Genomic DNA, 12,137 nt, shown 5'->3' with positions numbered 1-12,137 from the left:
CCAAATCTCCCACGGAGGATTCGTGGGGTGACAGCTTCATGCTGCGCTTGATCTCAGCCGATCCCTAGGAAAGGCTTGCCGAGCAGGTCGGGCACGACATCGATGCCGAGGCCGGGCCCGTCGGGAATGCCCATGTGGCTGCCGGTGACCGGTGGGGCGTTGGAGGCCGTGCGCACCGTCACCCACTCATGGAAGGCGATGGCGTGCAGCCGGCGTTCTTCCGGCGTCGACAGCGACAGATGTGCCATCGCCGCCGTGTCGATCTCGGCGCCGCCCGTATCCTCGACGGTGATCATGAAACCGAGATCGACGGCGACGTCGCGGATCTGCCTTGTCCTGGTTACGCCGCCAAGCCGCGAGATCTTCAGCGTCAGCCCGTCGGCGGCGCCCAGGCGATGGATTTCCAGCATCGCCTCGAGCGAGATGACGCTCTCGTCCAGCACCATCGGCTTGTCGAGCATGCGGCGCACCGACATGTTCTCCTCGATCGTTGTGCAGGGCTGCTCGAACGTGTAGTCGATGCCGCGCGTTGCATCGGCGAACTGCCGCGCCTGGTAGGGTGTCCAGCCGGCATTGGCGTCGCAGAAAATCACCGTGCCTTTCGGCACGGCCGAAGCGACCGCGCTCACCCGCTCGATGTCTTCATGCACATTGCCGCCAACCTTGACCTGCAGCCGGCGGCAGCCTTCGGCGATGATCCTTTTGGCCAGTGCCGCCATCTGGTCGAGCGTGCCGTGGGTGACGACGCGGTAGGTCTCCGCCATGTCGCTCTCGCGGCCGCCAAGCATGGTCACCAGCGGCACGTCGGCGGCGCGGGCCGCCAGATCCCAGCAGGCCATGTCGAGCGCCGACTTGATGTAGGGATGGCCCTTGAACACCGTATCCATCAATCGGCCGATGCCGGCGAGGCCACGCGGGTCTTGGCCGATCAGGTGCGGCGCGATCTCGACCACGCCCGCGCGCGTTCCCGCCGGAAACGCGGCCGAATAGAAGTTGCCGAGCGGCGCCATCTCGCCCCAGCCGGTCACGCCGCTGTCGGAGGTGATGGCGACGATCACCGCGTCGAAACAGTCGGCCACACGCCCCTTGGACATGCGGTAAGGCCCGTCCACGAAGGGCTGCACGACGCGATAGGCCTTGATGGATTTGATCTGCACTTGTCTGTCCGTTGTCTCTAGGTGTTGAGGAGGGTCAGCCCTTCGATGTTCCGCTGCTCGAGGCCACGCGCATAGGCAAGCAGCTCTTCGAAATCGAGGTCGATATGTTCGCGCGCATGGCGCTGGGCAGCGCGCATGTCGGCGCCCTTCAAGAGCCGCACATAGGTCTCGTGGAGATCTTCGGCCGGCACCGGCTCCTTGCGGGCCCGCTGGTGCAGGGCAAAATACATCTGCAGCCGGCTGGTCAGCCGCTGCCAGGTTTCCAGCAGCACCGAATTGTCGGCCCATTCATAGATCAGCCCGTGCAATTGCAGCGCGGCTTCGATCTGGCGGGTGGTGTCGCGCGCGCGCGTCGCCTGCTTCACTGCCTCGTGCCGGCGGTCGAGTTCGTCGAAGAAGCGCTGGTCGCGCAGCTTCCATGTCCGCTCGATGGCGAATTCATCGAGCACCTTGTTCAGCGAATAGGCGTCGTCAATGTCCTTGGCGGTGACATCGATGACGAAGGTGCCGGCATAGGGAATGCTGGTCAGGATGCCTTCCTGCACCAGCTCGCGCATAGCTTCGCGCAAAGGCGCGCGGCTGACCCGCATCTGCTCGGCGATCCTCAGCTCGCTCAGCCTTTGGCCGGGTTCCAGCTGGCCGGTCAGGATCGCCCGCCGCAACAGCGCAACGATCTCGGCTCGGCGTGTCGTATCCGCGATCGGATTGAAGTCCAGCTTGGCCATTCCGTCACTCCAGTGAGAGCCGGAAACAGACAAGCAGATTGTCGACAATCCTACAATATGTCTGTTCCGGATTCTTGTGCCTTGCGGTTACTCCCAAAAACGCGTGCGGCGCTCCATAAAAAACGGCGCCCTCGGCGTGGAAGCCGAAGGCGCCGCAGGACCGGGGCTGATGGGGGTTATCAGCTGGCCGGTTTCTCCTGGGGCAACGGCGAGATCGGCATTCCTGGTCCGATTTTCTGCAGATTGCCCGTTATCACCTGGTCGCCTTCGGCAACGCCGCTGAGGACCGCCACAAGGTCGCCGCTGGTCGCGCCGAGCGAGACGATGCGCTGGTCGACCGTGTTGCCCTTGCCGACGACATAGACATATTTGCCGAGCTGGCTCGAACCCAGCGCCACCTGCGGCACCATCAGCGCGTCGGGCAGCTGCTTGATGTGCAGCCGCACCCGGACATACTGGCCCGGCAGCAGCGAGAACTTCGCATTGCCGATGGTGGCGCGCGCCGTAATCGTGCCGGTCGAGTGGTCGACCGTGTTGTCGATGAAGGTGAGTTCGCCCTTCTGGCTGGCTTCGGTCTCGCCGGGCAGCAGCACCTCGACCTCGATCGGGCCGGCGGCCCGGGCCTGTTCGATTTCGGCCAGGTCCGTCTCGCTCGGATTGAAGGTGACGTAGATCGGGTCGAGCTGCACCAGCGTGTTCAGCACCGTGCCGGCGACGCTGACCAGCGTGCCGACCGAAGCCTGGTTGCGGCCGACGCGGCCGGCAAACGGAGCGTGGATTTCGGCGTAGCTCAAATTGAGCTCGGCCGTGCGCACCGCCGCCTGGTTGACGGCAAGCGACGCTTCGGCCTGGCGCAAGGTGCTCGTACGCTGGTCGAACCCATCCTTGGCCAGATAGCCGCTCTTGGCGAGTTCGGAGCCGCGGCCGAGATTGGAGCGCGCATAGTCGAGGCTCGCCTGGTCGCGCTGCACTTCGGCCTTGGCCTGGTCGAGAGCCGCCTTGAAGTCGTCAGGCGAGATCTTGTACAGCAGATCACCCTGGCGCACATCCGCGCCGTCCTTAGCCGTCTGCTCCTGCAGATAGCCGGGCACGCGGGCCTGCAAGGTGACGCTGCGGATCGCCTCGATGCGGGCGGCGTAGTCGAGGTAGATCGGGATCGTCTTCTTGACCACGCTCGTCACCGGCACCGGCATGACGAATGCCGCAGGTGCTGCCGTCGCTGCCGCCGTGCCGGCATTGAGGCTGAGATTGCCCATGTCGAGGAAGTGGACGCTTGCCACCGAGATCGCTCCCAGGGCGACGGCCGTTCCCAAAGCTATTTTCCATTTACGCATTTTGGTCTCCAATTCTATTCGGCTGCTTCGGCCAGGCGCATCGGCGCTGGTTCGGCAGTCGGTTCATTATTGTCCTGGTCATGAGCAGCGTTCGGTTCGCTGCGCACGCGGCCTTCGCGCAGCTGTTCGATGACCGCGTAGAAGACTGGCACGAACACCAGCGACAGGATGGTCGCCGCGACCATGCCGCCAAACACGGTGGTGCCGATCGACTGCCGGCTTGCCGCACCCGCACCCGTCGCAAACATCAGCGGCAGCACGCCGAGGATGAAGGCGAAGGCCGTCATCAGGATCGGCCGCAGCCTCAGCCGCGCAGCTTCCATTGCCGCGTCGACAATGCTCAGTCCCTCCTCGCGCCGCCGCCTTGCAAACTCGACGATCAGGATCGCGTTCTTGGCGGCGAGGCCGATCAGCATGACGAAGCCGATCTGCGAGTAGACGTCGATCTGCATGCCGCGCAAGAACAGGGCTGCGAAGGCGCCGAACAGGGCCAGTGGCACCGCCAGCAGCACCATGAACGGCATCGCCCAGCTCTCATACTGCATCGCCAGGATCAGGAAGACGAAGACGATGGCGAGGCCGAAGACGACCGACGCTATCGATCCTGCCTTGAGCTCCTGGAAGGTGATGCCGGTCCATTCGAAACCGAAATCCCTGGGCAAAGCGGTGGCGGCGGCCCGTTCCATCGCGGCAACCGCCTGGCCCGACGAGAAGCCGGGGGCTGCGCCGCCATTGATCGTGGCCGAGGCGTTGTTGTTGTAGTGCGGCACGGTTTCCGGGCCGACGAACGGCACCAGTTTGCCCAGTGTGCTCAGCGGCACCATGCCGCCGGAGGCGTTGCGCACATAGAGCCGCGAAAGGTCGCCTGCGTCGGCACGTGCATCCTTGTCGGCCTGGATGGTCACCCGGAAGGTGCGGCCGAACAGGTTGAAGTCGTTGACGTAGAGCGAGCCGAGATAGATCTGCAGCGTGTTGAAGACGTCGGGCAGGTTGAGGCCGAGCAGTTTGGCCTTGCTGCGGTCGAGGTCGTAGTTGAACTGCGGCGTCGAGGTCGAGAACGGCGAGAACAGCTGCTGCGGGTTGATTTCCGGCTGCTTGCGCGCCTCGGCGATCACGGCTTGCGTCGCGTCGTTGAGGGCTGAACTGCCTCGCCCGGTGAGGTCCTCGACGACGAATTCGAAGCCGCCCGTGGTGCCGATACCCGGGATCGAAGGCGGATCGAAGGACAGCGCGAAGGCTTCCGGAATCTGCATCAGCTTGCCGCGCACATCGGAGACGAGCTTGGACGCGCTCTGGTCGGGGCCGCGCTCTTCCCACGGCTTCAGGATGGCGAACTCGACAGCCGAGTTCGACTGCGCCGCACTGGTCAGGAAGTTCAGGCCGCTGATCGAACCGACAATCTCGACTCCGGGCGTAGCTTGGAGGATGTCGCGCGCCTTCTGGGCCACCGCGTCGGTGCGCTCCAGCGAGGCGCCGTCAGGCAGCTGGATGACGACGAAGAAGTAACCCTGGTCCTCGACCGGAAGGAAGGTCGAGGGCAGCTTCTGCCAGACGAAGTAGGTGGCCACCAGGCCGGCCGCGAACAGACCGAGCATGATCCAGCGCAGCCGGATGAGGATACGGACGCCGTGCGCATAGGCATGCGACAGTCTATCGAAGCCCGTGTTGAACCAGCGGAATGGGGCGAACTGCGTCTCGCCGCGATGGCGCAGGAAGGCGGCACTCAGCGCCGGGCTGAGCGTCAGCGAGTTGAAGGCGGATATGCCGACCGAAATCGCCACCGTCAGCGCGAACTGATTGTAGAGCTTGCCGGAGACGCCAGGAATGAAGGCAACGGGCACGAAGACGGCCATCAGCACTGCGGTGGTGGCGATGATCGGTCCGGTGACCTCGGCCATCGCGGCCTTGGTCGCCGCCAGCGGTTTGAGGCCCGCCTCCAATTGTCGCTCGACATTCTCGACCACCACGATGGCGTCGTCGACGACGAGGCCGATGGCCAGCACCATGCCGAGTAGGGAGAGCATGTTGAGCGAGAAGCCCATCATTTCCATGACCACCATCGTCGCCACCAGCGACACCGGAATGGCGATGGTCGGGATGATCGTCGTGCGCCAGCTCTGCAGGAAGATGAACACCACGGCCACGACCAGCACCAGCGCTTCGCCAAGCGTGATCAGCACGTCATGCATCGATGCCGACACGAAGCGCGTGGTGTCGTAGTGCATGGCGTAGCTGACGCCCTTGGGAAAACGGGCCGACAGTTCCTGCATCTTGTCCTTGACGTGCTGCTGAAGATCGAGCGCGTTGGAACCCGGCATCTGGTAGACGGCGAGCACCACCGTCGGGTCCTTGCCGAAGAAGGCCGACGACGAATATTGCAGCGCGCCGAGTTCGATGCGGGCGACGTCGCGGAGCCGCACCAGCGAGCCGGTGCCGGTGTTGGCGCGCACGACGATGTCGCCGAACTCCTTGGGGTCGCTCAGGCGGCCGACGGCGTTGACCTGCATCTCGAAGGCGGTGCCGGCGGGCGCCGGCGACTGGCCGATCTTGCCGGCGGCCACCTGGACGTTCTGTTCCGAGATGGCATTCTGGACGTCGACGGCGGTGATGCCGAGATTGGCGAGCTTGTCCGGGTCGAGCCAGACGCGCATCGAGTAGCGGCGCTCGCCGAATATCTGGACGTCGCCGACGCCAGGCAGCCGCTTCAGCGGATCGACGACCTGCAGATAGGCGAGGTTACTCAGCGCCACCGGATCGACCGAACTGTCGGGCGAGGTCAGGTTGACGATGAGGACGAAATTTGGGTTCTGCTTCTTGATCGTCACGCCGCCCTGGTTGACGATCGCCGGCAGCGAGGAGGCCGCTTGCGAGACGCGGTTCTGGACGTCGACGGCCGCGGTGCTCAAGGAATAGCCGACATCGAAGGTGATGGTGATGGTCGAGGAGCCGTCATTGGAGCTCGACGACGACATGTAGGTCATGCCTTCGACGCCGTTGATCTGCTGCTCCAGCGGCGTCGTCACCGTATCGGCGACCACTTGCGCGCTGGCGCCCGGATAATGCGCGCTGACCACGACCTGCGGCGGCGTGATGTCGGGAAACTGCGAAACCGGCAAAAGGAAATAACAAATCGTCCCGGCGAGCACCATGATGATGGCGATCGCCGAGGCGAAGATCGGACGATGGATGAAAAAATTTACCACGACACGCAAACCTCTTTAGATGAACCGGCCTCTTTAAAAGAATGGGCAGACCGGGACAGCCGCCTGCCGCGCACTGAGCCCGGGTCCTGCAAAAAATACGAAGACGGCGCCGCGCCGCTGAGGCCCTGCTCATCGGCCACGGTCCTCAGCATCGCTTCGAAGGCGCGCGGGTTGACGCGGTCCGCTTTCATCACCAGCCGGATCATCGGATCCAGGATGGCTTCATCGATGGTCAAATCTTTGCGCTGCGACATTGGAGCGTCTCCATTCCAGCGATTCGCATCGGACGATCGCGAACCGGTTTTCATCTCTTCACCGGCCGGAGCCGCATGACCTGCAATTTTCACCCTTTGTGATCTGGCAGGACCAGATCACGGCCTTGTTATTGACGGAAGGCCACATAGGTGTTACCAGTAAGTAACATTCGGATAGTTACAGACCGGTAACACCCTAGTCAAGAGGTGAACCGAATTTTTAGGGAGACAAGGAGACTGCGATGGCAGACGGCATTACCGATCGCGTGCGCCCCCGGGACCGAATCCTGGAGACGGCGCAGGACATGTTTCACAAGCATGGCATCAAGGGCGTCGGTGTCGACGCCATCACGGAAGCCGCCGGCACCAACAAGATGACGCTCTACCGTCATTTTGAGTCGAAGGACGAACTGATCGTCCAATGCCTGCGCGCGTCGGCGGCTAAAGGCGCCGCGATGTGGGACCAATTCGAGGCTGAGCATCCCGGCGACAAGCTCGCCCAGTTGCATGCCTGGATTCGCATGGCCGCTGCTTGCCTGGCGGCTGACGGTCGCGGCTGCGACATGGCCAATGCCGCCGCCGAATTGACCGAGCCGGACCATCCCGCCAGGAGCGTGATCAAGGAGCTCAAGAGCGCTCAGCGCGATCGCCTCGTTGCGCTGTGCCGGGATGCGGGCATCGGTCAGGCCGAGCTTCTGGCCGATACGCTGTCGCTGCTGTTCGAAGGGGCGCGCGTCAGCGTGCAGACCATGGGCTGCCAGGGCCCCAGCACGCAGTTCGTGCGCATGGCTGAAGGCCTGATCAGCTCTTTCAGGGCGCGCTGAATTCCAGCTCACCGAGTTTGCAAGGCCCCCTCATCCGGCCGCTTCGCGGCTAGCTCCTCCCCGAGGGGAGAAGAGGCTGGCGCCGGCGCTGATGATCTCCTTTCGCTTTGGCGAGAGGTCGGATTGCAGCGAATTGCTCTTTGCAACTCGGTCTCGGCAATCCGGGTGAGGGGCTTTGGATATGCCAAGTTTCATTTGGGAATGAAAAAAGCCCGCTGCCGGGAGGAGGTGGCAGCGGGCTCGATTTCGAACGAGATGCGGGAGGAGGTGCACCGCGCTCAGCGTCGGCATCGCATCTGGGAGGAGTAGATGGCCGACACCCAGATGAGTACGGGTTGCCCAATGATTCGGCAACAATGAAAGTTGCATGGCTGCTGTGCAGATTTGCGGCATCTACCCCGACTTGTCGTACAAATCGGAGAAACCGCCACGGCGCGACTTCACTGCACCGGCACGTTTTCCTTGAAGATCAGCCGTGGCTCGATGAACTTCTTCGTCAGGTATGGCGCGGCGGATGCGATCGAGCCAAGCAGGCGGATCACAGATTGCTCCGCGATCAGCCGCGCATTCTGGTCGATGACGACATCGGCGAGGTCGTCGACGAGATAGCCGCGCGTTTCCTTGGTCAGGTCGTGGCAGATGAAGACCGGCTTCTTCTTTGGCTTGGCCTCGAGCAGCGCTCTCGCCACCCCTGAGCGCCCGGCGCCGACGCAATAGATGCCGAGCAGTTCCGGCTCGTTGTGCAGCGCCTGCATCGTTGCGGTGTAGCTGCCCTCCGGTTCGTCATTGATCTCGACCGCACTCGAGACCGTGAGATTGGGGAATTCCTCTGTCAGCACCGACCGAAAGCCCATTTCTCGCTCCTCGTGCCCGCGATAGGAACGCGAGCCGACGACCATCGCCAGATGACCCTGGCGGCCATTGAGGAAGCGCCCCATCAACAGCGCCGCCGTGCGTCCGGCAACCCGGTTGTCGATGCCGACATAGGCCGAACGCGGGGCGGCTGGAACGTCGGAGACCAGCGTGACAAGGCGGATGCCTGCCTCGACCACATCGCGCAATATGTTGCGCGTTCGCGGATGATCGACGGCAATGACGCCGACGCCATTGGCCTTCAGCGACAGATTTTCAACCGCCGCCTGCAGCGCTGCCGGCGAGATGCCGCCGAGATTGTGGATCCGGCACGAGGCGACCAGCGGCAGGCGCCCCGCATAGTCCTCGATGTGCCCGGCGAGGTCGATCATGAAACCGTTGGCGCCGATCGGCAGGAAGAATTCAAGATGCGCCGGCCGCGACGGCAGCGTCACCTGATCGACCACCGGCAAATAGCCGAGCTGCTTGGCCGCCTCCATCACCCGTTGGCGGTTGGCGGCGCTCGCGCCGGCCCGGTTGTTCAGAACCCGGTCGACGGTCGCGGTCGACAGGCCGCAGCTCCTGGCTATGTCGGCAACGGTGGCTTTCATGGCTGTAGTCATAGAGCATGATCCCGAAAAGTGGGAACCGGTTTTCTAGGACAAACGGGAACCGTTTTGTCAAAAGGTCATGCTCTACAACGAGTTAGAGCGGATGCGTTTCCGTGCCAGACGGCGCGAAGACGGTTCAGCCGTGCGATGGCCCGCCTTCGATGATGGCGTCGCGGATCTCCTTGTCGGACATCCCGGTGATGATGCGTTCGACCTCGGCCACGCTGGTCTTCTTCGGGTCGATGTCGTCGGCCACCACCTTGCCCCGGCGCATGACGACGATGCGGTCAACCACCTGGAAGACATGGTGGATGTTGTGGGCGATGAAGATGCAGGAATGCCCGGAATCGCGCGCGTTGCGCACGAAGCTCAGCACGCCTTGCGTCTCGGCGACGCCGAGATTGTTGGTCGGCTCGTCGAGGATGATCAGGTCGCTGTCGAAGTGCATGGCGCGCGCGATGGCGACGGCCTGCCGCTCGCCGCCGGACAGGGAGCCGATCGGCGTCGTCGGCGGGATGTTCTTGGAGATGCCGACCTGTTTCAACAGGTCGCGGGCGACATTGTTCATCGCCTCCTGGTCCATGCGGTTCAAAAAGCGCGGCGGTTTGATCGGCTCGCGGCCAAGGAACAGGTTGCGCGCGATCGACAGCTGCGTCACCAGTGCCGAATCCTGGTAGATCGTCTCGATGCCGTGCGCGATGGCGTCGCTGGTGCTGCGCAGATTGACCTTCTTGCCGCGGATGAAAATGTCGCCGCTGGTCAGCGGCACCGCCCCCGACAACACCTTGATCAGCGTCGATTTGCCGGCGCCATTGTCGCCGAGCAGGCCGACGATCTCCCTTTCGTTGACATGAAAATTGGCGTCTTCGAGCGCCTGCACGCGCCCGTAGGACTTTTTGATGTTGGACATGCGGATGAGCGGTTCAGCCATGGTTCTAGGTCCCTGCCTGATGCCGGCGTTCCAGCCATGAGTGCAGCGCCATCATGCCGAGGATGATGGCGCCGATGAAGATGTTGTAGGCCAGCCCGGGCACGCCGATCAGCACGATGCCGTTGCGCATGACGCGCAGGATGAGGATGCCGAGCACCGTGCCGATGATGGTGCCGCGCCCACCGGTCAGCGCCGTGCCGCCGATCACCACCATGGCGATGACTTCGAGCTCGTAGCCGGTGCCGCTGTTGGGGTTGGCGGCCGACGTGCGCAGCGACGAGATGACGCCGGCAAGCGAAGCCATCACCGACGACAGCACGAACAGGCCGATCTTGACGCCGCTGACGTTGACGCCGCGCGCCCTTGCGGCGCCTGGATTGCCGCCGGCTGCCTGGATCCAGTTGCCGGTCCGGCTTTGCGTCAGCACGTAGCCCAGTGCGATGGCCGCCGCGATGAACCAGAAGAGCGACATGTAGATGCGGAACGGGCCGATGAAGAAATCACCGACCAGCGCTTCGGCCAGCCAGCTGCCCTCGGCGCTCCACGTCCGCTGCGGAAAGCCGTCGGTGACGAACAGCGCGGTGCCGCGCACCACCAGCAGCATGCCGAGCGTCACCAGGAAGGATGGGATTTTCAGCTGCGTGACGAACCAGCCATTGACCAGGCCGATGAAGGCCGCGATCAGCAGCGCGGCGAGGAAGCCGACCTCCAGCGAGGTCAGGCCGCTGTTGAACAGCGTCCACATCAGCACCGGCGAAAAGCCGAACAGCGAGCCGACCGACAGATCGAATTCACCCGACGTCATCAACAGCGTCATCGCCAGCGCGATCAGCCCGAGCTCGACGGTGAAGGCCAGCGTGTTGGAGATGTTCTGCGGCGACAGGAAATCGTGGTTGATGCTCCAGAACACCGCGATTTCGACGATGAGCAGAACGAAGGGCCCGAATTCCGGCCTCGCGATCAGGCGTTGGATGAGCGAACGGTTTTCCACTGATAACCTGCGACAGGAAGGGGAAGGCTGAGCCCAGCGCGCAACGCGAAGGGCTCGGCGAAAAGACAGTCGCGACCGCGGCTGCGGCCGCGACTGTTGAAGGTCTGGGTTATTTGCCCGACAGGATGTCGTCGTAGACCTGCGCGGTGTCCTTTTCATAGAGCGCGCCGGTGATGACGTTGAAGCCCGGAGGAATGCCTGACGCCGCCATGTTGGCCAGCGACAGCGCGACGTAGCTGGTCGCCTGCGGGTCCTGCCACTGGCCGGCATTGACGTAGCCGGTCAGCACTTCCTGGGTGGTGTCGAGCGAGTTGCCCCAGCCGACGACCGGGATTTCGCCCGGCTTGATGCCGGCCTGGTCGAACACCCGCTTGATCGAGCCGGTGACCAGATCGCCGAGGCCGATGATTGCCTTGACCTTGGCCTTGTTGGCGGTGAGATAGTCGACCATGCGGTTGATGGCTTCGGCCTGGTCGAGGGTCGCTTCGGTGATCTCATAGGTGATCCCCAGCGGTTCGAAGACGCTCTTGATGCCTTCCTCTTCCTGGACGCCGTAGGTGGCGCCGGGGATTTCGACCGGCATCCAGACGAAGTCGCCCTTCTTCACCAGGCCCTTGTCGACCAGATATTGCGCCCAGTGCTTGCCGAAGGTGACGTTGTCGCCGCCGACATAGGCGTCGAAGCTTGCCTTGGGATCGGGCGTGTTGAAGTTGATGATCGGGATCTTGGCCGTGTTGGCTTCCTTGGCGATTTCGATCAGGCTGCCCGGATCGGGGCTGGTGGTGACGATGCCGTCGGCCTTTGCCGAGATCGCGGCGCGCACGGCCTCCTGCTGCGAGGCAACGTCGCCATTGTGGAACGAGGTGTTGACGGTGTTGCCGGTGTCCTTCGCCCATTGCTTGGCGCCGGCCAGGAAGTAGGTCCAGACCGGGTCGGCCGGGCCGCCATGCGAAATCCAGTAGAACGTCTTGGCCTGTGCCGCCGCCGGAACGGCCAGCGCCACAATCAAGCCAAGCACGAGTAATCGTAGCCTCGTCAGCATTTGCTTTCCTCCCATGTTGAAAAACGACCTCCACGTCCGGCGATGATCCGGGCCATGCCCTTGATCCTCTCCTCCTGCCAGCGCCGACCCGGATGCGCAGAGCATCTTCTTTTGCGGCCGATGGCAAGCCTCCATCCGCCCAATGGATGGTGGCGCGATGCAACGCGCCATCATCGATCCCATCAGATCGCATCAGTTAGAGGGCGATTCCAG

At 63.4% G+C, this 12,137-nt stretch carries 10 protein-coding genes; 1 reads left to right on the top strand and 9 read right to left on the bottom strand.

Annotated elements, in window-relative coordinates; all coding sequences use genetic code 11:
- Positions 1 to 53: 53 nt before the first annotated feature.
- The 5 genes from X733_RS148965 to X733_RS148985 form a co-directional block, all read right to left on the bottom strand.
- On the bottom strand, positions 54 to 1,157 hold the full coding sequence (locus tag X733_RS148965; protein ID WP_023716138.1) for a mandelate racemase/muconate lactonizing enzyme family protein: 1,104 nt from the start codon (positions 1,155 to 1,157) through the stop codon (positions 54 to 56).
- Positions 1,158 to 1,174: 17 nt separating this feature from the next.
- Entirely contained in the window at positions 1,175 to 1,882 is a 708-nt protein-coding gene (locus X733_RS148970; protein ID WP_023819006.1) for a GntR family transcriptional regulator, read from the bottom strand.
- 179 nt (positions 1,883 to 2,061) lie between these two features.
- A complete protein-coding gene (locus X733_RS148975; protein ID WP_023740662.1) occupies positions 2,062 to 3,216 on the bottom strand; it encodes an efflux RND transporter periplasmic adaptor subunit in 1,155 nt (384 codons plus the stop codon).
- Between the two features lie 14 nt (positions 3,217 to 3,230).
- Positions 3,231 to 6,419 carry a multidrug efflux RND transporter permease subunit gene (locus X733_RS148980; RefSeq protein WP_023735605.1) on the bottom strand — a complete coding sequence of 1,063 codons (3,189 nt, stop codon included), beginning with the start codon at positions 6,417 to 6,419 and terminating at the stop codon, positions 3,231 to 3,233.
- Positions 6,413 to 6,673 (bottom strand): hypothetical protein, encoded by a 261-nt coding sequence (locus tag X733_RS148985; protein WP_023819005.1) that lies wholly within the window; start codon positions 6,671 to 6,673, stop codon positions 6,413 to 6,415. Before X733_RS148985 ends, X733_RS148980 begins: the two co-directional genes overlap by 7 nt.
- A gap of 242 nt (positions 6,674 to 6,915) precedes the next feature.
- Between X733_RS148985 and X733_RS148990 the strand changes: the two genes are divergently transcribed.
- A complete protein-coding gene (locus X733_RS148990) occupies positions 6,916 to 7,497 on the top strand; it encodes a TetR/AcrR family transcriptional regulator (RefSeq protein ID WP_023668517.1) in 582 nt (193 codons plus the stop codon).
- A 440-nt stretch (positions 7,498 to 7,937) separates the two neighbouring features.
- Here the strand turns inward: X733_RS148990 and X733_RS148995 are convergent, their stop codons facing one another.
- The 4 genes from X733_RS148995 to X733_RS149010 form a co-directional block, all read right to left on the bottom strand.
- Positions 7,938 to 8,960, bottom strand: a complete 1,023-nt coding sequence (locus X733_RS148995) for a LacI family DNA-binding transcriptional regulator (RefSeq protein ID WP_023668516.1) — start codon at positions 8,958 to 8,960, stop codon at positions 7,938 to 7,940.
- A 136-nt stretch (positions 8,961 to 9,096) separates the two neighbouring features.
- Entirely contained in the window at positions 9,097 to 9,891 is a 795-nt protein-coding gene (locus X733_RS149000; RefSeq protein ID WP_023668515.1) for an ATP-binding cassette domain-containing protein, read from the bottom strand.
- Positions 9,892 to 9,895: 4 nt separating this feature from the next.
- A complete protein-coding gene (locus X733_RS149005; protein WP_023668514.1) occupies positions 9,896 to 10,882 on the bottom strand; it encodes an ABC transporter permease in 987 nt (328 codons plus the stop codon).
- Between the two features lie 109 nt (positions 10,883 to 10,991).
- Entirely contained in the window at positions 10,992 to 11,924 is a 933-nt protein-coding gene (locus X733_RS149010) for a substrate-binding domain-containing protein (protein WP_023687083.1), read from the bottom strand.
- Positions 11,925 to 12,137: the final 213 nt, after the last annotated feature.

Origin of the sequence: Mesorhizobium sp. L2C066B000 (assembly GCF_000502335.1) — a bacterium.
Classification (GTDB): Bacteria; Pseudomonadota; Alphaproteobacteria; order Rhizobiales; family Rhizobiaceae; genus Mesorhizobium.
The sequence above is the reverse complement of the archived record's forward strand: the minus strand, read 5'-3'. Positions and strand labels throughout refer to the sequence as shown.

Excerpts from the sequence above, each read along its gene's own strand:
- X733_RS148970 (WP_023819006.1), bottom strand. The coding sequence starts at position 1,882 with ATGGCCAAGCTGGACTTCAATCCGATCGCGGATACGACACGCCGAGCC.
- X733_RS148990 (WP_023668517.1), top strand. The coding sequence starts at position 6,916 with ATGGCAGACGGCATTACCGATCGCGTGCGCCCCCGGGACCGAATCCTG.
- X733_RS148985 (WP_023819005.1), bottom strand. The coding sequence starts at position 6,673 with ATGTCGCAGCGCAAAGATTTGACCATCGATGAAGCCATCCTGGATCCG.
- X733_RS149010 (WP_023687083.1), bottom strand. The coding sequence starts at position 11,924 with ATGCTGACGAGGCTACGATTACTCGTGCTTGGCTTGATTGTGGCGCTG.
- X733_RS149000 (WP_023668515.1), bottom strand. The coding sequence starts at position 9,891 with ATGGCTGAACCGCTCATCCGCATGTCCAACATCAAAAAGTCCTACGGG.
- X733_RS148975 (WP_023740662.1), bottom strand. The coding sequence starts at position 3,216 with ATGCGTAAATGGAAAATAGCTTTGGGAACGGCCGTCGCCCTGGGAGCG.
- X733_RS148995 (WP_023668516.1), bottom strand. The coding sequence starts at position 8,960 with ATGAAAGCCACCGTTGCCGACATAGCCAGGAGCTGCGGCCTGTCGACC.